Raw genomic sequence first — 23278 nt, 5'->3', positions numbered from 1 at the left:
CTCGGCCGCTGGAACGGCTCAGGGAAATCCTGATCGGCCGACCGGAACTGGTCAATAGATCGATCAAGAGAAAATAAAGCGGTCAAACGATCATTCGGTGGCGGGCTCCACGGCCCGGGTGGACCCCCGTACCTCCAGGGCGGGCAGCAGCTCCGTCCGGCGCACCGGACCGGTCGCCCCGGCGGCCCGGGACAACCGGAGCAGCAACAGCTCGGCCGCGGCCCGGCCGATCTCCGCCTTGGGCGGCGCCACCGCCGTCAGCGGCGGGCTCCCGAGCGCCGCGACCCCGTCGTCGTACGCCACCACCGAGCAGTCCCGGGGCACCTCGATCCCGCTCTCCGCCAGCCGCTGGACCAGCATCAACGCGTCCACGTCGCCGTGCAGCACCGCTGCCGTGGCGCCCCGTTCCCGCAGCAGCGCGGCGAGATCGGGTGCGTCGCCCCGGCCGTCGGCCGCGGCCTCGGGCGAGCTCAGCACCACCGTCCAGTCCGTCACCTCCGGGCGGGCCCGGACGATCTCGGCGAACGCGGCGCGGACGCTGCGCGCCGTCGGGCTGTCGTCGCGGGCGGCCAGCACGATCCGGCGGTGCCCCAGCGCGACCAGGTGCTCCACGGCCAGATGCGTCCCGTACCAGTGGTCGGAACAGACGGAGTCCAGGGCGTGCAGCCTGCTGCCCGGCCGGGGGCGCCGCTCCATCAGCACCGTGGGCACCCCCACCTCGGCCAGCCAGTCGTGGTCCCGTTCCTCCGCGAGGGCGCCGGGCCAGCGCGGGGCGATCAGCAGCCCGCGCGCCCCCTCCGCCAACGCCCGCTCCACCAGGGGGCGTTCGGCCCCGGGTGACGGGGGAGCGATGTGCAGGGCGATCCGTATCCCGGCCTCCTCCAGGGCGGACCGGGCGCCGTGCAGGGTCTCGTACAGATAGGAGTGCCGCTCCGGTACGACCAGGGCGACCGCCCCGGCGTCCGGGTACGGTTCCTCGTCGCGGCGTGCCGGGGCGGCCGCGGCCGCCACCGGGTCGCCGACCGGGCGGGCCACCCCGTGCCCCCGGCGCAGCCGGCCGGACCGGGCCAGCTCCTCGACGTCCCGCCGGACCGTGACCACCGAGACGTCCAGCTCGGCCGCGAGCACGGCGATCCGGACGGCGCCGCGCGACTCCACCACGGACAGGATCCGCCGCCGCCTCAGTTCCACCGGCTCCCGCATGCTGCTGGCCCCCTCGCCGTACCGTCGCACTGTTCGTTTGAACGCTTCGGTGGCGTCCGGCCCGCAGCATAGCGAGCGGCCCTCCCGGCCCGCCGCCCGTCGGGGCGCCGGGCCGGAAGGGCCGGAGAGAGCTCAGGGGGAGGTCGGGACGGCGCGGCGCCCCGACGGCGGACCCCCGGGTCAGACGATGCCCTCCTCGATCTCCGCCTGCTCGCGGGCGTTCCCGTACGCCGAGGGCGTGCTGTACGAGCGGCGGGCGACGAACCACCACACGGTGGCCAGCACCAGCACCGCGATCAGCGCGATCGAGGCGTAGTTCATCGAGTCGACCGTCACCGGGGAGGACTGCGGCAGCAGGAACAGCACGGTCACGATGGCCACCCACACCACGGCGATCCAGCCGATCGGCTTGCTCCACCGCCCCAGGTGCCAGGGCCCGCGCTCGAACCGGTGGCCGGAACGCAGCTTCAGGAAGATCGGGATCGCGTAGGCGGGCGTGATCCCGATGACGTTGATCGCGGTGACCGCGCCGTACGCGGTGGCGGAGTACAGCGACGGCAGAGCCAGCACCGCGGCGACGGCGACCGACAGCCACACCGCGTTGACCGGCGTCTGGGTGCTGGCGCTCACCTTGCGCCACAGCGCCGAACCGGGCAGCGCGTTGTCGCGGCTGAAGGCGAAGACCATCCGGCTCGCGGCGGCGACCTCGGCGTTTCCGCAGAACAGCTGTGCCGCGATCACGATCAGCAGCAGCGCGGTGGCCCCGGAGGTGCCCAGCGCGTCGATCAGGATCTGGGCCGGCGGGACCCCGGTGGGGCTGTTCTGGGTGCCCGCGTAGTCCTGGATGGCGAAGGTGAGCCCGGCGAGCAGCACGAAACCGGCGATCCAGGAGACCCAGATCGCCCGCACGATGCCCTTGGCGGCCGTCACGGAGGCGTTCGACGTCTCCTCCGACAGGTGGGCGGAGGCGTCGTACCCGCAGAAGGTGTACTGGGCGAGGAGCAGACCGATCGCCGCCACGTACAGCGGGTTCTGCCAGCCCGTGTCATTGACGAACTCGGTGAAGACGAACGACGGCGACTGGTGGTGCGAGGGCACCACCGCGAGCACGACGACGATCACCGCGACGCCGGCCAGGTGCCACCACACGCTGATGGAGTTCAGCACACTGACCAGGCGGACGCCGAACAGGTTCAGCGTCGCGTGCAGCAGCAGGATGCAGAGGAAGATGACCATCGTCTTCCCCGGGGTGGGGGTGAACCCCCACTGCAGGTTCATGAACGCGCCGGTGAACAGCGCGGCGCCGTAGTCGATGCCCGCGATCGCACCCAGCAGACCGAGCAGATTCAGCCAGCCGGTGTACCAGCCCCACTTGCGCCCGCCCAGCCGGTCCGCCATGTAGTACAGCGCGCCCGAGGTCGGGTAGGCGCTGGTGACCTCGGCGAGCGCCATGCCGACGCAGAGCACGAAGAGCCCGACACCGACCCAGCCCCAGAGCATCACGGCCGGACCACCGGTCGACATGCCGAAGCCGTAGAGGGTCATGCAGCCGGACAGGATCGAGATGACGGAGAAGCTGATGGCGAAGTTGCCGAAGCCCCCCATCCGGCGGGCGAGCACCGGCTGGTAGCCCAGCTCGCGCAGCCGCTCCTCCTCGTCCCTCGGCGGTGTGGGCTCCGCGCCCGACCGGGCCGGGGTGGATATGGACATCGGGAAAACCTCCATGAGCGGTACGGGAACGGGGGACGCGGAAAAGTCACGGGTACGGGGCGGCCGGGCGGATCCGGCGGCCCCGGGCCGTCGTTCAGCGGCGCGGCCCCCGTCCGGGGGTGCGGGGTGCGGTCAGGCAGCGGCCGCGGGCGCGGAGGAAGACCTCCTCCGCGTCCCCGGGGCCCTTGCGGTCCCGGGTGCGGTACGCCCAGGGGATCGAAGTGAAGAACGGGCCGAGCGCCTCGAACACCGCTGCCGCGTCGGCGAACTGGAGCGCGCCCCACAGGGCGTGGGCCAGATGGTTGAGGTCGAGCAGCGAGCGCGAGAGCGGAACCGTGCGGTGGAACCACAGCTCCAGCGCACGGGCCGCGTCCCGCTCCGCGTCCTCGGTGACCCAGTGCAGGTCGAGGGCCTTCTCGTGACCCTGCTCGCGGCGGTAGCGCTCGACCCGCACATAGAGCGGCAGCACATGCAGCGCGGAGCCGTCCGGGGCCGAGGAGGCCGCCCACTGGACGAAGTTGACCGCCTCGGAGAGGGAGCCGCCGGCCCTGCGCGCGTACACGAACTGGAGCATCCGGTGGTACGCCTCGCGGTTGTACGGATCGCGCTTGTCGGCCTCCGCCAGCAGCCCCCACGGGCCGGGGAAGAGCATCGGGCCCGGCGGGTGCAGCCGGTGCTCCTCCAGCTGCTGCTGTTCGTCCAGTTGGGACAGGGCCAGCAGGCAGACCCAGGGCACCGGGTCCGCGGGCGAGGCGTTCGCCGCCGTCCGGCAGGCCTGCCACGCCTCCTGCCACAGCTCACGGGCCCGGTGGTGGCCCTCGCGGTGGGCGCGCACCGCCCGTTCGACGACGACCCGCGCCTGCATCACCGCGGCGGCGACGCTCCGCGGATCCTCGGCCAGCCATGCCTGGACCGCGTCCGAACCGGCGGCCACCGCGCCGAGCACCTGGGTGCGCTGGGTCCACAGGGACCAGTCCGGTGTGTTCTCCAGAAGGCTGCGCATGGACATCCAGCGTCCGGTGCGCAGATCCTGTAACGCGGCCCGCAGATCGTTGTCATGGCCGGCCGGATGGTAGACCGGCCGGAAATCACTGTTGCCCATGGACCTGCCCCGCCCCCGTACGACGGGCCGGACCGCAGGCCGGAACGCGACGGTCGAAAGATCTCCTCAGCACGTCACGCAACCCGGTGGCGGCATGGGGCCCGTGCTGACACGGAAGGCGCGGGAGCCGGTGGGGCGGTGCGCGGGGCAGGGTTTCGGTTTCATCGATCCTCTGGAACGTGGGGGGTCGAGCAGCTGTTGAACAACGAACTGCCGCAAGGCGTCCGGTTGTTGCACGGCGGTGAGTGTAAGGCCATTGCTGTCGCCATCCGGCGCGATTCGCGGATCTTACTCAAGTACGTTCATCCCAACGGATGTTCAAAGTCGAATCAATTGTTCGGGTGGTTCCGGTCAAGGTCCGGTCGGCCCTTGACGCGCGCGGTGGTCTGCACCACTCTGGGCGGCGAGTTCAGTGATCACCGTTCCGCTCGATCCACCGAGCCTTCGCACCGTTCGCACCGATGGAGAGTCGATGACAGGCCCGGTACTCGCCGTGGACCAGGGCACGTCGGGAACGAAGGCGTTGGTGATCTGTCCCGAGCGCGGTGTGATCGCTTCCGCCTCCGTGCCGGTCTCCGTGCGCCACGGGTCGGGGGGAGCGGTCGAGACCGACCCCGACGCACTGCTCGGCTCGGTCGTGGAGGCGGGCCGCCGGGCGTTGCGGGAGGCGGGCGAGCCGGTCCACGCGGTGGGCCTCGCCAACCAGGGTGAGACGGTGCTCGCCTGGGATCCGGCCACCGGGCGCCCCCTCACCGCGGCGATCGTCTGGCAGGACCGCCGCTCCGCCGGACTCTGCGCCGAACTCGCCGAACACGAGGAGGAGCTGACCCGGCTCACCGGACTCCCCCTCGACCCCTACTTCGCCGCGCCGAAGATGGCCTGGATCCGCCGCGAACTGACCCGGGAAGGCGTCGTCACCACCACCGACGCCTGGCTCGTCCACCAGTTGACCGGCGCGTTCGTCACCGACGCGGCCACCGCCGGCCGCACCCAGCTCCTCGACCTCGACCGGGTCGGCTGGTCGCCCCGGGCCCTGGACGTCTTCGGCCTCGGCGACGAACGCCTTCCGGAGGTCGTCGACTGCGACGGCACGGTCGGCACGACGACCGCCTTCGGCGGCGAACTCCCGCTGACCGGCCTCCTCGTCGACCAGCAGGCGGCGCTCCTCGCCCAGAACGCCCTGGACCCCGGCAATGCCAAATGCACCTACGGGACCGGCGCCTTCCTCCTCGCCCAGACCGGCCCCGCCCCGCGCCGCGGCTCCACCGGCCTGGTCGGCTGCGTGGCCTGGCGGCTCCGCGACCGTACGGCCTACTGCCTCGACGGCCAGGTCTACACCGCCGCCTCGGCCGTCGACTGGCTGACCGGCCTCGGGGTCGTCTCGGGCGCGGCCGACCTCGACCCCGTGGGCCGGACCGTCCCCGACTCCGGGGGCGTCACCTTCGTCCCCGCGCTCGCCGGACTCGCCGCCCCCTGGTGGCGCGGCGACCTGCGCGGATCGCTGACCGGCCTCGGCCTCGGCACCACCCGGGGGCACCTGGTGCGCGCCCTGTGCGAAGGCATCGCGGCCCAGGTCGTCGAACTCACCGAGGCGGCCGCCACCGACCTCGGCACACCGCTCACCTCACTCCGCGTCGACGGCGGCCTGACCCGCTCCGAACTCCTCATGCAGACCCAGGCCGACCTGCTGCAACGCCCCGTCGAGGTGTCCGCGCTCCCCGACGCCACCGCGCTCGGCGTCGGAGCCGTCGCCCGCCTCGGCCTCGACCCGCACCTCACCGTCCGCCGGGCCGTCCCCGAGTGGAAGCCCGCCGCCGTGTACGAACCCCGTATCGGCGCCGACCGGGCCGCCGAGCGCCTCGCCGCGTTCCGGACCGGCGTACAGAGCCTGCTGGACCATGCCTGACACGTACGAGAGCCGCACCATGCGCACCACGATCACCACCACCGGACCCCTGACGGCCCGGAACCTGCCGGGAACGGGCTCCGGAACCGGCCCGCCGGTCTACGACGTGACCGTCATCGGCGCGGGCGTCGTCGGCACCGCCATCGCCCGCGAACTGGCCCGCCACCCCCTGCGCACCGCGCTGCTCGACGCCTCCGACGACATCGCCAACGGCACGTCGAAGGCCAACACCGCGATCCTGCACACCGGCTTCGACGCCGTGCCCGGCACACTGGAGGCCCGGCTCGTCCGCGAAGGAGCCCATCGGCTGCGCGCCTACGCTGCCGGGGCAGGCATCCCCGTCGAACGGGTCGGCGCCCTCCTCGTCGCCTGGGACGAGGAACAACTCGCCGTTCTGCCGAGCCTGTTGAAGAAGGCCGAACACAACGAGTACCACGCGGCCCGGCTCCTGGACGCCGACGAACTGCGGAACCGGGAGCCACGGCTCGGCCCCGGCGCGCTCGGCGCCCTGGAGATCCCCGACGAGAGCCTCGTCTGCCCCTGGACGACCCCCCTCGCCTACACCACCCAGGCCGTCCGCGCCGGAGTCCACCTCCACCTGAACTGCCGGGTACGGGACATCGACGACGACGGCGGCCTGCACACCCTCACCACCTCCCGGGGCACCCTGCGCACCCGCCACCTGATCAACGCCGCCGGACTGTACGCCGACGAGATCGACCGGCTGCTCGGCCACGACGAGTTCACCGTCACCCCGCGCCGGGGCCAGCTCATCGTCTTCGACAAGCTCGCCCGGGACCTGGTCCGCCACATCCTGCTCCCGGTCCCCACCGCCGCCGGCAAGGGCGTACTGGTCGCGCCGACCGTCTTCGGCAACGTCCTCCTCGGCCCCACCGCCGAGGACATCGACGACAAGACCGCCACCGGATCGACCGCCGACGCCCTCGCCCTGCTCCGCGAGAAGGGCCGCCGCATCCTGCCCGACCTCCTCGACGAGGAGGTCACCGCCGTCTACGCCGGACTGCGCGCCGCCACCGGCCAGGAGGACTACCGCATCCGCTCCCGCCCCGACGAACGCCACATCACCGTCGGCGGCATCCGCTCCACCGGACTCACCGCCTCCATGGCCATCGCCGCCCATGTCGTCGGACTGCTCGGGGAATCCGGCCTCGACCTCGGCGAACCCGCCGAACTGCCGCCCGTCACCCTGCCCAACCTCGGCGAGGCCTTCCCCCGCCCCTACCAGGACGCCGCGCTCATCGCCCGCGACCCGGCGTACGGCACCCTGGTCTGCCACTGCGAACGCGTCTCCGCCGGCGAGATCCGGGACGCCCTGGCGAGCACGGTGCCACCGGGCTCCCCGGACGGCCTGCGCCGCAGAACGCGCGCCGGGAACGGCCGGTGCCAGGGGTTCTCCTGCGGAGCCGCGGTCCGGGCCCTGTTCGAGGAGGCCCGGCCGTGACCCGGCACGAACGCACCGTCGACGTCCTGATCGTCGGCGCCGGTCCGGCCGGCCTGGGCGCCGGGGCCGAACTCGCCGCGTCCGGCGCGGGCCGGGTCGAGATCCTGGAACGCGAACAGACCGCGGGCGGCATCCCCCGCCACTGCCACCACGGCGGATTCGGCGGCCGGACGATCGGCCGGGGCACCGCCACCGGACCCGCGTACGCCCGCGACTGCGTCGCCACCGCCCTGCGCGCCGGAGCCGCCCTGCGCACCGGCGTCTCCGTCACCGGCTGGGCCGGACCGCTCACGGTCGACACCACCGCACCCACCGGCCTCGAACGGATCACCGCCCGCGCGGTCGTCCTCGCCACCGGCGCCCGCGAACGCCCCCGCAGCGCCCGGCTCGTCCCCGGTGACCGCCCGCCCGGCGTCCTCACCACCGGCGAACTCCAGCAGGCCGTCCACCTCCACGGGCGGCGGATCGGCGGCCGCGCGGTCGTCATCGGCGACGGACCGGTCGCCCGGGCCGCCGCCGACACCCTGCGCGTCGCGGAGACCGAGGTCGTCGCCCTGGTCACCGACCAGCCGCCCGCCCCCTTCGCCGCCCTGACCCGGGGCAACGACCGCACCCCGGTCCTCACCCGCACCACCGTCACCGCCCTCGTCGGCCGGAAACGGCTCACCGGCGTCGCCGTCCGCCACCAGGACGGCCGCACCACCACGCTGCACTGCGACACCGTCGTCTTCACCGGCGACTGGATCCCCGAACACGAACTGGCCCGGCGCGGCGCCGTCACCCTCGACCCCGGCACCCGGGGACCCGCCCACGACCCGGACCACCGCACCGACCGGACCGGAATCTTCGCCGCCGGCAACCTGCTGCACGGAGTGGAGAGCGCGGGCCACGCCTTCGCCGAGGGCCGAGCCGTCGCCGCCCCCGTACTGCGCCACCTGATCACCGGCACCTGGCCCGCCCACCGGCCGGCCATCGCCGCCGACGCCCCGCTGAGCTGGGTCGCCCCCAACCTCGTCGGCCCCGACGGCACCCTTCCGACCGGCGGACGCTTCCTTCTGCGCACCGCCGAACGGCTCACCGCGCCGCTGCTCCTCGTCCACCAGGACGGCCGGGAACTGCACCGGGAGCGGCTGCTGCGGTCCGCCGTTCCGGGCCGGTCCTTCCCTCTGCGCGCCGACTGGCTGGAGCGGGCCGAACCGGACGGCGGCACCGTACGGATCACGCCATGCTGACCACGCGTCAGGGAATCAGCAGCCAGTCCGAACCGATGGCCGCGACCAGGCCGACGGCGAGCAGCCAACTGCCGAGCCGCGTACGCCCGTTGCGACTCAGCTCGATCACGATCCCGCACAGGATCAGCGCCAGCCCGTACACCCCGACCACCAGGACGGACGACCGGCTGGCGATACGCAGTGCGAGAACGACCGCCATCGCGGCCATCCCCACCGCCGACAGCGCCATCCGCAACCGTCTCGCCTGGCGGGGCGTCAGCCTGCGGTCACCGGCCTCGTCGGCGTCGGCCTCGGCCTCGGCGTCTGCGCCGGTCTGGGTGTCGACGGCCGCCTCGGAAGCCGCCTCCGCGTCGGTCGCCGCTTTCTTTTCCCCGGCGTCCGCCTCCGCGCCCGCTTCCTTCTTCGTCCTCGCCCCCGCGACGCCCGTGTCCGCGGCTATCGGGGCGTCCACGCTTCGGCCCTGCTCCTGGTCCTGGTCAGAATTGCTCATGACGCGCGATCGTAATGGCTGCGGGCCGCCCTGTTCGCCGCTCGGTGCGACGGGCGCCGGATCCGCCCCGGAGCGGACCGCTCCCGGACCCTCAACGCACCGGGCCGCACAGCCGCGGCGCCTCCGCCACCGGATCGATCCGCCGGCCGGCCGCGCCCTCCTCCGCCACCCGCCCGGCCAGCCCCTCGGCCCAGCCGATCAGCCCGGCGACCCCGATCCCGTACGGCCGGCCCGCGGCGAATCCGGTCAGCGCCACCGCCCCGCGCCGCAGCAGCCGCGCCCCGCCCGTCGCATTGCCCCGGGCCGCGTGGGTCAGCCCCACCGCCAACTGCGCGAGCCCCCGCCACAGCTCCCGCTCCGACTCCGGGCCCGACTTCCACGCGTCCTCGAACACCTCGTGCGCATGGAACGGCATCCCCGCGTCCAGGAGCCGCTGCGCCTCGCGCACGGTCTCCTCGGGGGCACGCACCACCCCCTCCGGCTGCCGGGCCACCCCCTCGCTCCCGTACGGAAGCGGGCGGCCCAGCCCGTCACGCGGGCGCGCGTTGCGTGCCCGGCCCCCGGTGTCCCGGTCCCTGCGATTTCCGTCCACTCCACGATTGTGCCCGCACCCGCGCTGAACTGTCCGAACCACTGTCCGTGGACCAGTGTTCACGACTAGTGTCGAAACCACACGCATCACCTTGGGGAGGGTAGGGATGAAGCCGTCCCGGCCGCTGTACGAACGCGAACCGGAACTCGCCGCCGCCGCGGAGGCGGTGGACGCCCTCTGCGGCGCCCAGGCCGTCGGCGGGCTGCTGATCTTCAGCGGCGAGGCCGGTATCGGCAAGACCGCGCTGCTCGCCGAGATCCAGGCGATGGCCGCCGACCGCTGCACCGTCTGGTCCGCGCGGGGCGGCGAAACGGTCACCTCCGTGCCGTTCCACGTCGTACGCCAACTGCTCCAGCCCGCGTTCGACCGATTTCCGCCCGACGAGGTGCGGGCCCTCTTCGGCCCCTGGTACGAGGTCGCCGCACCGGCGCTCGGACTGGCCGAGCCGAGCGGCCCGCAGCCCGATCCGCAGGGTGTGCGGGACGGCCTGGACTACGTCGTCGCCCGGCTGGCCTCCCGGCTGAGCCACCGTCCGCTGCTGCTCGTCATCGACGACGCGCACTGGGCGGACGGCGAATCCCTCGCCTGGCTCGCCTCGTTCACCGCCCGGCTGAACGAGCTCCCGGTCCTGGTCGTCCAGGCCCACCGCCCGGAGGAGTTCGCCACCCGTGAGAAGGAGGACGGAGTGGGCGGCGCCCACCCCGCCCAGGTCCGCGTCGCGCTGCGCGCCCTCACCCCGGACGCCACCGCGGAACTGGTCCGCGCGGCCCTCGGCGAACACGCGGACGACCCCTTCTGCCGCGAGGTGTGGGCGGTCACCGGCGGAAACCCGTACGAGGCGGTCGAGCTCGTCGCCAAGGTGCAGGACCGCGAGCTGGTCCCGCTGGACGAGTCGGCCGGACTGCTGCGCGAGCTCGGCGCCTCCGCCCGCGGCAGCGGCCTCGTCGCCCGGCTCGAACGGCTCGGTACCAACGCCACCCGCTTCGCCTGGGCCGCGGCCGTTCTCGGCACCGACATCTCCCAGGACCTGGCCGCCACCCTCGCCGGAATGACCTCGGCCGAGGCCGCCGACTGCACGGCGCGGCTGCGCGAGGCCCGCATCGTCACCGGCTTCGACCCGCTGGAGTTCGTCCACCCGCTCATCGCGAGCGCGATCTACCGCGCCATCCCGCCGGCCACCCGCACCGCCATGCACGGCCGGGCCGCCTGGGCGATCAACCGGGCCGGACTCGGCCCCGCCGCGGCCTCCCGGCATCTGCTGGAGGTCCACCCGGACGACGACCAGGAACTCGTCGAGCAGCTCCGCGAGGCGGCCAAGCAGCACCTCGCCGTCGGCGCCCCGGAAGCCGCCCGCCGCTGCCTCGAACGCGCCCTGCGCGAACCCCCGCGCGAGCGCGTACAGGCCACCCTGCTGTACGAGCTGGGCTGCGCCACCCTGCTCAGCTCCCCGGCCACCACCGTCCAGCACCTGCGCAACGCGCTCGACATGCCGGGGCTCGACGACGACCAGCGGGTCGACGCCACCTACCGGCTCGCGGCCGCGCACTCGCACAACAACCAGCTCAAGGAGGCGGCGAGCGCACTCGCCGCGGAGGTCGCCCGTACCGCCCCGGGCCCCGGCCTGATGCGGCTCCAGGCCGCCCACTTCCTCTGGGAGGGCATGCAGGCCACCGAGGAGGACGGCCCCGGCCGCTCCGCCCGGCTCGCCCGCAACGCCGACCATCTGCACGGCCGGGACAACGCCGAACGCGCCCTGCTCACGCTCCGGGCCTTCGACGCCATGGTGCGCGGCGAGAACGCCCAGCTCGTCGTCGACCTCTGCGAACGCGCCCTGGTCGGCGGACACCCGGCCAGGGGACTCGGCTGGACCGACACCGAATGGGGCTTCGAGCTGCCGACCCTGGTCGGCATCACCTATGCCTTCACCGACCAGCTCGACCGCGCCGAGGAACTCTTCGCCGAGGCGGTCCGCGCCTTCGAGATCTCCGGCTGGAGCGGCGCGCACCTCGCGTTCGCGCACACCCTGCTCGGACTGGTCCACCGCCGTCGGGGAAGGCTGGCGGAGGCCGAGGGCTTCCTGCGCGAAGGGCTGCGCCTCGCCGACCGGGTGGGCAGCGGACTGCCGGTCCACTGGGACGCGGCCTGCCTGCTCATCGACACCCTGGTCGCCCGGGGCCGGGTCACCGAGGCCCGCGAGATCGCCGACCGCTACACCTTCGAGGCGCCCTACCCCAGCGCGATGGTGCTGCCCGACGGCCCCTGCGTACGCGGCAGGCTGCTGCTGGCCGAGGGCCGGACCAAGGAAGCGATCGTCGAGCTCGAAGCGGCCGGTCAGAAGCTCGAACCGCGCGGCAGGTTCAACGGTGTGTGGGCGCCCTGGGCCGGTGATCTCGCCCGCGCCCTGGCCGAGGAGAACCCGGACCGCGCGGCCCAACTCGCCGCCACCGCACGGGTGCACGCCGAGCGCTTCGGCACGGAGACTGCGATCGGTGAGGCCCTGCACTGCCTCGCCCTGTTCGCCGCTCCCGAGGAGGCCACCCGTCTGCTCTCCGAGGCGGTCCGCCACCTGGAGTCGTCCCCGTCCGCGTACGAACACGCGCTGGCCCTGGTCGACTACGGCATCGCGATCCGCTCGCCGCGCGAACTCGCCCGGGCGTACAAACTGGCCACCGCCTGCGGCGCGGAGTCCCTGGCGAACCGCGCCCACCAGGCACGGGCGTCGATCCGGTCCTCGGAGTGAGGTAATGTTTGTCCTGCGAGGCCACCCGGCAACACCGGGATGGAACATCGCATCGGGACGTGGCGCAGCTTGGTAGCGCACTTGACTGGGGGTCAAGGGGTCGCAGGTTCAAATCCTGTCGTCCCGACTGGAGACAGTCGCAGATCAGGGCTGGTTTCGGAGGAATCCGAAACCAGCCCTTGATCATTCTTGGGGGCCTTCGACGGGCTGCTCGGTCAGTCGGTGACGGCGTTGCGATGGTCACCGAGATCGGCTTGACCAGGTGGAAGCCTGGACGCCGTGGTCACGCCATCGGCCAGGATGTTCCCGGATTCGCGCGGTTCGAAGAGCCCAAGCGGCAGGCAGCGTGAACGCCGGGCGCAGGGTACGGGCGGCGGCAGGGTGGCGCCGCCCGTACCTGGGTCAGAGACCCGAACTGAGTGCCGACGTATCGCTCGAAGTGACGTGCGCCGTGCCGTCGGCGTCCAGCCATGCGATGCCGCTGCCGAACTTGTCCACGTCGTAGTTCTTCCAGCCGGTCGAGACGGGCAGGTCTGCCAGCGTCCGGGGCGCGGCGACGGTGCCGGTGTGGAAGTCGATGAGCTGCAGCTTGCCCGTGGCTGTGTCGTGGTTGACGAGGAAGCCGTCTCCGAGCTTTCCACGTTTGGGCAGACTGATACCGGCACCGGACTTCAGGTCGTACACGCCGAACGGGGTCGACTGGTCACCGGTCGTGTCCTGGCCCAGGCAGTCCCAGTACATCCAGTGTCCGGCGACCTGGATGTCCCGGATCACGCACGAGGCGCCGACCGTGTACGGGGTGATGGCGCCCGAGACCAGATCGCGTGCCTCGACGCGTCCGCCGGTGCCGTCGGTGGTCCACAGCGTGGATCCGCCGAGTGCGGCCGCGGGGGTTTTCAGCTGCTGGACCACCGTCCCGCCACCGGGTGCGTCGAAATCGACGACCACCCGCTCGTCGCCACCTCCGTAGACCGCGTACCGCCCGGCGGCGTCGCGCAGGCCGCGGCCCGAGGTCGGAGGCATGGCGCGGTCGAGGGGCACGACCTCGGTGCGCGTACCGCCTGCCGTTGCGCGGACCAGGACGTCCCGCTGAGAGGCTTCGTCGTACCGTACATGGACGACCGAACCGTCTCCCGCGCCCAGCGGCTGGCCGTAACCGTCACCGAGGGGGGCGGTGGTGACCTCGGAGCGTGCCCCCGCCGACGGTGTACCGGTGAGGGTCACCTCGCGGGTCTGATAGGAAGGCCGCGGCCCGCTGTCCTCCTCCTTGGTGACCAACTGGCCACCGGAGAGGGCAATGCCACGCAGAACGGCGGGCGCGGCGGGTACCTGGGAGAGCGTGCGCAGCGTCGGGCGGCCGTCCGGTCCGGTCTCGACCCGGCGCACCGCCCAGTCGCCGGCGTGCGCGCCGCCTACCGTCACCGCCCCGCCGCCGGGGACCTGCAGCAGGTCGGGCTGCGCCGCGTCCAGCAGGGTGACGGGTGAACCGCCGTCGAGCGGGACGGCCTTGAGGGGACCTCCCCGACGCGCGGGAGGGTTCTGCTCGGTGGGGGCCTGCGGCCGGTAGCTTGTGAGGAGCCACTCGCCGGCCAGTCCGACGACGGGAGTGCCCTCGTCGGAGGGCGGCACGGTGACGGAGGTCTGTGCCCCGGACGGGGCGTCACGGCGGATCACCCGGGCCTGGCTCATGCCCTTCTGGTACCAGGCGATGTGGGTGGGGGAAACGGCGGCCTGGACGGACCAGGGCTCGTCGACGGCGACGTTTGTGGAGACGGGCGTCAGGGTGCCGGTCGTCAGGTCGACGAGGCCGATGGTGTGCGCGCGGGTGAACCTCACGACGGCCAACTGCCCGTCCCCGGCGGCGACGGGGTACCGGTCGAAACGCAGTCCCGGTGGTGGTTCGACCGGGGTTTCGGTGGTCACGCCGTCCTGGAGCCGGAGGACGTGCAGCTTGTCCACCTGCCACACCTCGTTGTACGAGAGCGTCAGCACGGTCCGCCCGAAGGAAGCGACGGTGTACTGACCGTCAGGCACGGTGAGCGGTGTCGACTCGCCCGTCGCCGGGTCGCGCAACTGCACGACTCCACTCGCACCCACGGGCACGGGAAGGATGTCCGTCCCCGCGCCGTAGTAGCCCTGCTGGCCCGGCAGTTGGCCGGTGAAGTTCTCGACGTTCCGCTCGGTTCCGTCGTATCCGCGCCACTGGTACGGGGCGGTGGAGCCGTCGTCCGTCTCCCGCCGGTGAAGGTAACCGGTCTCTCCGGCGGCGTACAGCACGTCCTGGACGGGCGTATATCTGTCCGGTGCGGTCAGTGCGACCTCAGGCGTCTCGGACTCTTCGGCGTGGGCTGTGGGAGAGGCGGCGACGGGCACGGCGGCGAGCGCGAGGACGAGAGCGAGACGACGCACAGAATCGGACACGTGTTTGAATTTTGTGGTCACGTATATCTCAGCGCCGAACGGGCCGAGAACATCACACCGGCCGGGGCGGGCCCCTCGGCCGATCAGGGGACCGTCGTACATCCCCTGTGCGACCTCGGCGTTTCAAGCACACGGCCTGGCTGGATGTTCGAAGGCTGAACTTCAGGTCAAGGGGTGTCCGGGCCGGCTCCTCGCAGGAAGAGGTCGACGACGTCCTGGGCCAGGCGGTCGGCGGACGCCTGATGGCAGTCGTCCTGCGGGGGATGAACAGTGGCGGCGAGCTCCATGAAGGCGGTGGCGAGGAATCCCGGGTCGGCTTGCCGTAGTGCGCCCGTGGCCACCGCCTGGGCCATGAGGTCGGTGACGGGCTGGATGAGGCCGCGCACGTAGGCGTGGGAGACCTCGGCGCGCCGGCTCTCCTCGAGATGGCGGGTGGCGTAGTAGATCTGGTTGCTGAGTGCGGAGTTGTAGGTGCCCTGGGCATAGGAGGCGGCGAGGGCGAGAAGCTTGTCGCGCAGGGTGCCGGGGGTGGCGAGTGCGCTCTGGAGGAGGGCGGAGGCTTCCTTGGTGTAGTGGTCGGCCACCTCCATGAACAGGGCGGGCTTTCCGCCGGGGAAGTGGTGGTAGAGGCTGGCCTTCTTCACGTCGACGGCTTTGGCGATGTCGTCGAGGGAGACGCCGAGGTAGCCGTAGTCGGCGAGTCGTCGGGCGAACTCGTCACGGGCACGGGCGCGGGTGTCGCTCTGGCGGGGCATGGTGGTCAGACTCCTGTACGAGTACGACGGGTCAGGGTGAGGTGGGCCGCAGCGGCGCCCGCCGCCAGGAGAACGAGAGCGACAAGGGCGCCCGGCAGCAGGTTCTGCTCGTTCCAGGAGGCGGTGAGCAGACTGCGCATGGCTTCCAGCGGTGGGGTGAGCGGGTTGATGTCGGCAGCGTGGGCCATCCAGCCGTCGAGTTGGTCACGCGGGACGAAGGTGGCGGTGAAGAAGGAGAGCGGGAAGAAGACGAGGGTCACGGAGCCGACTGCCGCGCTGTTGCCGGTGTGGAGGCCGACCGCGGCGGCCAGCAGCAGGAACCCCGTCCCCAGCAGGACGGTGGCGCCGATGAGCGCCAGGACGGCGGGGGGCCCGGAGACGGGGTTCAGGCCGAGCAGCAGGCCGAGTCCGGTGAGCGCGGCGGCCTGAGCGGTCAGGACGACGACCCCTGCCAGGACGGGGGCGGTGATGAGGGCCCAGCGGCCGACCGGGGTGAGCCAGAGCCGTGCGTGATAGCCCGAGCCGATGTCGTTCACGAGCAGTTGCCCCGCAGTGGCGCCCCCGGTGAAGGCGGTAGTGAGCAGGCACAGCGGCAGAACCACCTCGATGTAGCGACCGCCGGGAGCGGCCGCGGCCGTGACCGAGGACAGCTGCCCCTCATAGATGATCATGAAGAAAGCGCTCGTGAGCAGCGGCGAGAGAAGCAGCGAGGGTATGCGGAGGCAGGACGTGAGCGAGCGAGCGGTCAGTGGTCCCAGGGCCGCCCACGACCTCGGTGCTGCGGGCGGGTACGCGGGGCCGGTGACGGCGGTGGTGATCGTGCTCATGCGGCGGTGGCACTTTCCGGGGTGAGGGCCAGGCGGAGGAAGACGTCCTCCAGGCTGGGTTCGTCGACGGTCAGGGATTCGGCGCGCAGGCCCGCGGAGGCCAGGGTGAGCAGCGCCTCCCCGTCGGCTCCAGGACGGGCGAGCCGGATGCTCACCGTGTGCGGGGCGGTTCCGGCTGTGTGGATCTCCGCTCCCTTGGCGGTGAGCAGCTCCCGGGCCTGGCCGGCGGTGGGGGCATCGAGGAAGCGCAGGGTGAGGACACGGTCGCCGACCTCCTCCTTGAGGGCGTTCGGGGCGGCGGAGGCGATGAGGCGGCCGGCGCGAAGGATGCCGACGCGGTCGCAGAGCTGGTCGGCCTCTTCCAGGTACTGGGTGGTCAGCAGGACGGTGACGCCGTGGGTGGCGGCCAGTGTGCGGATCTCGTCCCACAGGTCCCGGCGGCCGGCCGGGTCGAGCCCTGTGGTGGGTTCGTCGAGGAAGAGTACGTCCGGGCGCTGGACCAGTGCGACGGCGAGGTCGACGCGGCGGCGCTGGCCCCCACTGAGCTTGCCGACCGGGGTGTCCGCGAAGTCATGCGCGTCGAAAGCGGTGAGGAGCTCGGCGCAGCGTGCGCGTGCCTGCCGGGCGCTGAGTGTCTGGAGTCGTCCTTGCAGCCGCAGCAGTTCGCGGGCGGACATCAGAGGGTCGAGGGCGGCGCCTTGAAGGACGACTCCGGTGCGGCGGCGGACCGTTCCGGGGTCACGGGAGATGTCGGCTCCGGCGACCTGGGCAGCGCCCCGGGAGGGGCGGAGCATGGTGGTGAGCATCCGGACGATAGTGCTCTTGCCCGAGCCGTTGGGGCCGAGCAGGCCGTAGACCTCTCCGGGGTTCACCTCCAGGTCGAGCCGGTGCACCGCGGTGTGCTCGGCGAAGTCCCGCCCGAGCCCGACGGCACGGATGGAAGGGGTGGTCATGTTGTCCATACTGCAAACCTACCTATCAATAGGTAGGTTTGCAAGCGACTTCCGGTCGCCGGTACTCCGAGCCCCCGGTCCGTCCGAAGGCCGGCGTCTGCACGGCGGCGGGGGCGTCGGCGCCGCTGCCGTCGGATCGACCGCCGTGATGATGCCCCAAGCGGGGCCCGGACGATCTGACGTCCGGGCCCCACCGGGGACGGGGATGTCAGCGCTTCATGAGGGCGAAGACGCCCCAGCTGAGGTACTCACGCCCGTAACGGGCGTAGTGGGCGGGCTCGGTGGTGAGTTCTTCCCGTACTTCGGGGGCGAGTTCGTCGTCCGGGTTCTCATCGAGCCAGCGGCGCATGCTGAGCCACTGCGCCGCGGCGTAGCGGTCCCAACTGTTTTGGTCGGCCAGCGTCATTTCCACGACGTCGTACCCGAGTTGCTGGAACTGCTCGATCAGACCGGGGAGGAGCAGGAAGTCGGCGACGGAGGTGGCGTGGCAGGCCTTGGCGGTCTCGTCGTCCGGAGGGGTCTGCCGCCAGAACGGTTCGCCGATCAGCATCGTCCCTCCCGGCCGGAGGCTGCGCTGGAGCAGCTCGGTCGTTCCGGCGACACCGTTGCCGATCCAGGTGGCGCCGACGCAGGCGGCCAGATCGACCGGCTGGTCGGCGACGTGGCCGGCGGCGTCACCGTGGACGAACTCGACCCGGTCGGCGACGCCGAGTTCGGTGGCGCGGGCCCGGGCCTGCGCGGTGAAGAGCGTGCTGATGTCGACCCCCGTACCGGTGAAGCCCAGGTCGCGGGCCCAGGTGCACAGCATTTCGCCCGAGCCGCTGGCCAGGTCGAGCACCCGGGTCCCGGCGGGGAGGCGGAGGGATTCACCCAGGGTGGCGAACTTGTCCGCGGTCAGCGGGTTGTGGATGCGGTGGCCGCTCTCGCGGATGGTGAAGATGCGGGGAAGGTCCATGACCGTATTCCTTTCCGTCATGCCTTGAAGTGGGGGGACTGCTTGAGGGCGCGCACCTGGCGCGAGATCCGCTTCATCGGCCGTTGCAGCTCGGCGCGCAGCCGCGCGTCGGTGCGGGCGGCTGCGTAGGCGTTCTCGCGCTGCAGCCGGTGGTAGCTGTCGAGGCGCCGCTGGGTGAGACGGCCGTCCTCGACGGCGGCCAGCACGCCGCAGCCCGGCTCGGTGGTGTGGGCGCAGTCCGCGAAGCGGCAGTCGCGGGCCAGCTCGGTGATCTCTGCGAAGGTGTGCTCCAGGCCGTCGTCGGCGTCGTGCAGGCCGACGCCGCGCAGGCCCGGGGTGTCCAGAAGCACTCCTCCGTGGGGCATCGGCACCAGTTCGCGCCAGGCGGTGGTGTGTCGGCCCTTGCCGTCGCTGCCGCGTACCGTGCCGGTGGCCAGGAGATCCTCGCCGAGCAGTCGGTTGCCGAGGGTGGACTTGCCCGCGCCCGAGGGTCCGAGCAGAACGACCGTGCCCGACAGGACGGCGGTCAGGACGTCCAGGCCCTCGCCGGTGGTGGCGCTGGTGACCAGCACCTCCGCCCCCGGGGCCGCCTCGGCCACCTCGGACGCCGCAGAAGCGGGGTCGGTGGACCGGTCGGCCTTGGTGAGCACCACCACCGGTGTGGCGCCGCTCTCCCAGGCCAGGGCGAGCATCCGTTCGATCCGCTCGAGCTTGAGCGGGTCGGCGAGAGAGACGGCCACCACCACGGTGTCGACGTTCGCGGCCAGGATCTGGGCGTGGGAAGTCCGCGAGGAAGTGGAGCGGACCACCGCACTCCGTCGCTCCAGCACCTTCACCACGGTGGCGGAGGTCGCCGGTCCGGCCGGCCGGACGGCCACCCAGTCACCGGTGCACGGCGTCAGCCCATCACCGGTACCTGAGGAGGGGAGGACCGTCGCGCGGACGGGGCCGGTCTCGGCGACGATGTCGCACAGACCGCGCTCGGTCCGCACGACCCGGCCCGGTACCAGTCCCTCGTCCCTCGATGGACCGAAGGACCGCTCACGTTCCGTGTCCCAGCCGAAGTCGGCCAAGGTCGGGACGCGCGAAGGACAGAAGAGAGCAGAAGGGGGAGAAGCGTGTTGGTGAAACAATGGAAGAGACCCTTGAGAGGGGGTCTCGCCGGACGTCAGACGTGCCGGAACCACTCCCTGCAGAGAAGGGAGGTCGACAGAGGAAAGGTCAGGCCGAGACCCGAGAGATGCGAACGAGTCGGGCACCGCACACAGCGGTGGTCACCACGACCGTCATCGCGCATCTCCTCCGATCTCCAAGAATGGCCTGGTTGCCACTTCAACGGAAACCGTAGCATCTTCTGTGAACCCATGAGTCGGCCCCGACCGACCGGAAGCGTTTCTTGGGCAGTGCTTCAGCACGCAGCCCAGGGCCAGGCGCCGGTCGCATGCGCACGAGCGACGCACAGGCGCAGATGAGGGCCGGTTTCGAATCCGAACCAGCCCTTGATCATTCTCGGGGCCCATCCGCCGACCTGAGTCCTTGACCGGGGCCAGTGGGGAGGGCCTTGACCATTTCCCCGTCGACCAGGACGACGAGGCAGCCGCAGCCACCGGTGCAGTACTCGACCTCGCCCTCGGACGTGCGGTGGCGGGACCGCAGCGTCCACCACCGTGCCTCTCCCTCGGTCGGCCCGTGGCAGACGGGGCAGCGGTCGTGTGCCGGTGCGGCGGTGGCCGAGGGTGCGCGGGCCTCCGGCGCGGCAGGTTCTCCGGTCCGCCGCACCGACCAGGCGCCGGCCAGGACGACCAGAGCAGCGGCCGCCAGTTGGCGTACGGTCAGCTGCTCGTGCAGCAGAAGGAGACCGACGGCCGCCGCCACGGCGGGGCTCAGCGCGAGGAGCACCCCGAAGGCGCGGGTGTCGATGCGCCGCAGCACCGTCATGTCCAGCGCGTACGGGATCAGCGAGGACAGAAGGGCGACGAGGAGACCGGTGAGGAGAACGGCCGGGTGGGCCGCCACCGCGGCGCCGCCCGTGACGGCGGAGACCGGGGTCAGGACACAGGCGCCGCAGGCCAGTGCCAGCGACAGGCCCGTCCAGTCGGGAAACAGTCGTCCGACCCGCCGGCTCAGGACCACGTACCCCGCCCGGCACAGCGCGGCGGTGCCTCCCAGCGCCAGCCCGACGGCGGGCAGCGAGGCCCCCGGGCCCGTCAGCAGCAGGACGCCCGCCAGCGCCAGCAACGCCACCACGAGGTGCTCCAGCCGGCGGGACAGGGCGATCGACAGGGCGAGCGGGCCGAGCAGTTCCACGGTCGCGGCCACGCCGATCGGCAGGTGGCTGATGGCCTGGAAGTACGCCACGTTCATGGCCGCGAGGACCAGGCCGAGCGGGATCACCGCACGCCACTGCGTTGCCGTGACCTCCCGCGGCGACGGCCGGACGAGCAGCCAGAGGACCACGGCGGAGAAGCACAGCCGCATACCGGCCAGGGCCGAGGGGCCGACGGACGCGTACGCCTCCTTCGCGACGGCCGACCCCGCCTGAAGACTGGCGATCTGGACCAGCATCAACGCCGGCGCCGTCGCGGACCCCTGCCGCGACAGGCGGGCAGCCTGCACCATCGTGCCTCCGGGATCTCGTCGTGTCCGGTGTCGTCCGGAGGGCCGCCCGAGGTCGTACGGCGTCATGGTCCGTCGCCCCGGTACCGGCCCGGGGCATACGATGATGTAATCGTCTTATGCAGTTCAACCATTACGGCGGTGAGGCCGCCAGGCTCGCCGCCGACCTGGTCAACCTGACCGCGGCGCCCCACCCCGCGGACCTGGAGCCGCTCCTGGCCGCGCACGGCGTGGTGAACCGCACGCTCACCACCGCGCAGGCCGAGGCCGTCTGGACATGGAGCCGGCGCCTGGCCGCGTGTTTCGGGCGACAGAACCTCGACGAGCGGTGCGCCGCGGTCAACGCGCTCCTCGCCGACGCTTCGAGCAGCCCCCGTATCTCCCTGCACGACGGACGGCCCCACCTGCACTACAGCGCCACGGGCGCGGACCCGGCCGCGCACATCCGCGCCATCACCGCGGCCGGACTCGCCTACGTCATCTGCTCCGCCGACGCCGAGCGGCTGGGACGGTGCGCGCGACGCGACTGCGCCCTGGCGTTCGTCGACACCTCCCGCAACGGCAGGCGCGCCTACTGCTCGGTGCGCTGCGCCAACAACGACGCCGTGGCCCGCCACCGCGAGCGCCGCCACGGAAACCCGACACCGAGGACCCGCTGAGGCGTGTCCGGCGGGTCATGGCCGGGGGCGCGGTGGGCGCAGCCGTAGTTGGAGCATCGCCTCGAACCGCGCCTCCGGGTCGTCGAGATCGATGTCCGCGACCGCGGCCAGCCGCTTGAGGCGGTAGCGGAAGGTGTTGGGGTGGACGTGTACGGCGGCAGCGGCGGCGGGCACGTCGCCGAAGGTGCTCAGCCAGGCGTCCAGGGTCTCGGTGAGGGCCGTGCCGTGCTCGGTGTCGTAGGCGAGCAGCCGTATGACGGGGCCGTCCGGCAGATCGTCCTCGGCGGCCATCCGGTCCGTCAGCTCCTCCAGCAGCGAGGCGGCGTAGACGTCCGACAGCCGGGCGGCCCTGCGCCGGGCGCGGCCGGAGCCGAGGACGCGCAGCGCACGGTCCGCGTCGGCCCGCGAGCGGCGCAGCTCCACCGGGCGGGCGGCGAGCCGGCCGACCCCGATGACGGCGGGCACCCGGTCGCCGATCCGGCCGAGGAACGCCTCGGCGACCCGCAGCCCCTGCTCGTCCGAACCGGTGGGCAGGACCGCGTAGGTGACCTGGCCGAGGGTGGCGGCGGCGGTGCGGGGGTGGATCGCGGCCAGGTGGAGGGTGAGCGCCTCGGCGACGCGGTGGCCCACGGCCACCTGGTCGGGCTCGTACTGCTCGCCGGTCACCGCGAGCGCCAGTACGCAGGCGGGCTGGGCGGAGAGGCCGAGACGGACGGCGGCCTGCGGCGCGTGCGTGCCGCCCTCCAGGACGGTGGCGAGCAGATCGGCGCGGAGCCGGCGCTCGGCGTCCGCGCCGGTGCGGCGGCGCAGCAGGTGCAGGGCGGCGACCTTCGCCGCCTCGTGGAGGGCCTGGGTCCTGTCCGTGCTCAGCGGCCCGTCGACCACCACCCAGATCGAGCCGAGGACCTCGCCGCCGGCGCGGACGGCGATCGCGACCCGGGGCTTCTCCGCGATGCCGTCCACGTAGACGGGCTCCTCCTTGCGGTACAGGGCCTGGAAGGCGCCGAGTTCTTCCAGGGCACGCAGTTTCTCGGCGGGTACCTGACGGTCCAGTACGGTCGCGATCCGGTCGGGGTCGGCCTCGTCCTGCCGGCTGGAGAAGGCCAGCACCCGGCCGCCGCGGTCCTCCACGGTGACCGGGCCGTCCAACAGCCCGGCCGTCGCGTTGGCCAGGGCGAACAGGTCACCGGCGAGCGGCTCGGCGCCGTCGGCCTCGTCCGGACCGCCCACCGTGCCCAGTTCGTCGACCGCCAGCAGCGACCGCAGCAGCGCGGCCACCTGCGCCCAGGACGCCCCCGGCGTCAGGCCGAGCACGGTGACGCCGGTGCGGGCCGCCGCCTTCGAGACGGGTCCGTACACCGGGACCGGGGAGCGGACGACCACGGCCGCCGCGCCGAGTCCGGCGGCCGTGTCGACCAGGGCGGCGACCGGCCCGGCGCCGTACACACCGACGCCGAGCACCACCGCGCCGGGCAGCCTCGCGGGTTCGTCACGGGGGTCCTGGATCAGCACCCCCGTGACGGCACGGGCCGGGTCGGCCTCCCCGGCCACCACCTCGATCAGCGTCGAACCGAGATCGTTGATGATCCGGCCGAGAACGGCCCGCGGCTGTTCCGTCATGATCACAAGCTAGTGGATCGTGGAAGGGGCGCGGC

General features: G+C 72.6%; 18 protein-coding genes and 1 tRNA gene. 6 read left to right on the top strand and 13 right to left on the bottom strand.

Going from position 1 to position 23278, the window contains the following annotated elements; translation table 11 throughout:
• Window positions 1-90: 90 nt before the first annotated feature.
• The 3 genes from ACF08W_RS18575 to ACF08W_RS18565 all read right to left on the bottom strand — a co-directional run bounded on the left by ACF08W_RS18575 (window position 91) and on the right by ACF08W_RS18565 (window position 4015).
• On the bottom strand, window positions 91-1203 hold the full coding sequence (locus tag ACF08W_RS18575) for a substrate-binding domain-containing protein (RefSeq protein ID WP_392279861.1): 1113 nt from the start codon (window positions 1201-1203) through the stop codon (window positions 91-93).
• Between the two features lie 180 nt (window positions 1204-1383).
• Window positions 1384-2913: an amino acid permease gene (locus ACF08W_RS18570; protein ID WP_385213633.1), complete on the bottom strand. Its 1530-nt coding sequence runs from the start codon at window positions 2911-2913 to the stop codon at window positions 1384-1386.
• Window positions 2914-3007: 94 nt separating this feature from the next.
• Window positions 3008-4015 carry a hypothetical protein gene (locus ACF08W_RS18565; protein WP_392279860.1) on the bottom strand — a complete coding sequence of 336 codons (1008 nt, stop codon included), beginning with the start codon at window positions 4013-4015 and terminating at the stop codon, window positions 3008-3010.
• A 472-nt stretch (window positions 4016-4487) separates the two neighbouring features.
• On the opposite strand from ACF08W_RS18565, the gene ACF08W_RS18560 reads away from it, so the two are divergent.
• From ACF08W_RS18560 to ACF08W_RS18550, 3 genes are read left to right on the top strand one after another with little or no spacing between them, the layout of a single operon-like run.
• Window positions 4488-5921, top strand: coding sequence for an FGGY family carbohydrate kinase (locus ACF08W_RS18560; RefSeq protein WP_392279859.1), 1434 nt, complete (start codon window positions 4488-4490; stop codon window positions 5919-5921).
• Window positions 5922-5940: 19 nt separating this feature from the next.
• Complete coding sequence (locus ACF08W_RS18555) at window positions 5941-7383, top strand: NAD(P)/FAD-dependent oxidoreductase (RefSeq protein WP_392279969.1); 1443 nt, start codon at window positions 5941-5943, stop codon at window positions 7381-7383.
• Entirely contained in the window at window positions 7380-8615 is a 1236-nt protein-coding gene (locus ACF08W_RS18550) for an NAD(P)/FAD-dependent oxidoreductase (protein ID WP_392279858.1), read from the top strand. Before ACF08W_RS18555 ends, ACF08W_RS18550 begins: the two co-directional genes overlap by 4 nt.
• A 7-nt stretch (window positions 8616-8622) precedes the next feature.
• Here the strand turns inward: ACF08W_RS18550 and ACF08W_RS18545 are convergent, their stop codons facing one another.
• Window positions 8623-9105, bottom strand: coding sequence for a hypothetical protein (locus ACF08W_RS18545; RefSeq protein WP_392279857.1), 483 nt, complete (start codon window positions 9103-9105; stop codon window positions 8623-8625).
• A gap of 91 nt (window positions 9106-9196) precedes the next feature.
• Entirely contained in the window at window positions 9197-9697 is a 501-nt protein-coding gene (locus ACF08W_RS18540; protein WP_392279856.1) for a DUF309 domain-containing protein, read from the bottom strand.
• Between the two features lie 106 nt (window positions 9698-9803).
• Between ACF08W_RS18540 and ACF08W_RS18535 the strand changes: the two genes are divergently transcribed.
• Both ACF08W_RS18535 and ACF08W_RS18530 read left to right on the top strand, forming a co-directional pair.
• Window positions 9804-12437 (top strand): ATP-binding protein, encoded by a 2634-nt coding sequence (locus ACF08W_RS18535; RefSeq protein WP_392279855.1) that lies wholly within the window; start codon window positions 9804-9806, stop codon window positions 12435-12437.
• A gap of 53 nt (window positions 12438-12490) precedes the next feature.
• Window positions 12491-12564, top strand: a tRNA-Pro gene (locus ACF08W_RS18530).
• 275 nt (window positions 12565-12839) lie between these two features.
• On the opposite strand, the gene ACF08W_RS18525 is transcribed toward ACF08W_RS18530, so the two are convergent.
• The 7 genes from ACF08W_RS18525 to ACF08W_RS18495 form a co-directional block, all read right to left on the bottom strand.
• A complete protein-coding gene (locus tag ACF08W_RS18525) occupies window positions 12840-14858 on the bottom strand; it encodes a hypothetical protein (protein ID WP_392279854.1) in 2019 nt (672 codons plus the stop codon).
• 167 nt (window positions 14859-15025) lie between these two features.
• On the bottom strand, window positions 15026-15613 hold the full coding sequence (locus ACF08W_RS18520; protein ID WP_385213608.1) for a TetR/AcrR family transcriptional regulator: 588 nt from the start codon (window positions 15611-15613) through the stop codon (window positions 15026-15028).
• Between the two features lie 5 nt (window positions 15614-15618).
• On the bottom strand, window positions 15619-16440 hold the full coding sequence (locus ACF08W_RS18515) for an ABC transporter permease (protein WP_392279853.1): 822 nt from the start codon (window positions 16438-16440) through the stop codon (window positions 15619-15621).
• Window positions 16437-17393 carry an ATP-binding cassette domain-containing protein gene (locus ACF08W_RS18510; protein WP_392279852.1) on the bottom strand — a complete coding sequence of 319 codons (957 nt, stop codon included), beginning with the start codon at window positions 17391-17393 and terminating at the stop codon, window positions 16437-16439. The genes ACF08W_RS18515 and ACF08W_RS18510 overlap by 4 nt, the downstream gene beginning before the upstream one ends.
• A gap of 208 nt (window positions 17394-17601) precedes the next feature.
• Complete coding sequence (locus tag ACF08W_RS18505; protein ID WP_385213598.1) at window positions 17602-18348, bottom strand: SAM-dependent methyltransferase; 747 nt, start codon at window positions 18346-18348, stop codon at window positions 17602-17604.
• Window positions 18349-18365: 17 nt separating this feature from the next.
• Window positions 18366-19481 carry a ribosome small subunit-dependent GTPase A gene (rsgA, locus tag ACF08W_RS18500; RefSeq protein ID WP_392279851.1) on the bottom strand — a complete coding sequence of 372 codons (1116 nt, stop codon included), beginning with the start codon at window positions 19479-19481 and terminating at the stop codon, window positions 18366-18368.
• Between the two features lie 370 nt (window positions 19482-19851).
• On the bottom strand, window positions 19852-20967 hold the full coding sequence (locus tag ACF08W_RS18495) for a DMT family transporter (protein ID WP_392279850.1): 1116 nt from the start codon (window positions 20965-20967) through the stop codon (window positions 19852-19854).
• Between the two features lie 116 nt (window positions 20968-21083).
• On the opposite strand from ACF08W_RS18495, the gene ACF08W_RS18490 reads away from it, so the two are divergent.
• Window positions 21084-21623: a CGNR zinc finger domain-containing protein gene (locus tag ACF08W_RS18490; protein WP_385213588.1), complete on the top strand. Its 540-nt coding sequence runs from the start codon at window positions 21084-21086 to the stop codon at window positions 21621-21623.
• A 15-nt stretch (window positions 21624-21638) separates the two neighbouring features.
• On the opposite strand, the gene ACF08W_RS18485 is transcribed toward ACF08W_RS18490, so the two are convergent.
• Window positions 21639-23243, bottom strand: coding sequence for a PucR family transcriptional regulator (locus ACF08W_RS18485; RefSeq protein ID WP_392279849.1), 1605 nt, complete (start codon window positions 23241-23243; stop codon window positions 21639-21641).
• Window positions 23244-23278: the final 35 nt, after the last annotated feature.

The organism is Streptomyces sp. NPDC015144, assembly GCF_043079735.1.
Lineage (GTDB): Bacteria > Actinomycetota > Actinomycetes > Streptomycetales > Streptomycetaceae > Streptomyces.
The sequence above is the reverse complement of the archived record's forward strand: the minus strand, read 5'-3'. Positions and strand labels throughout refer to the sequence as shown.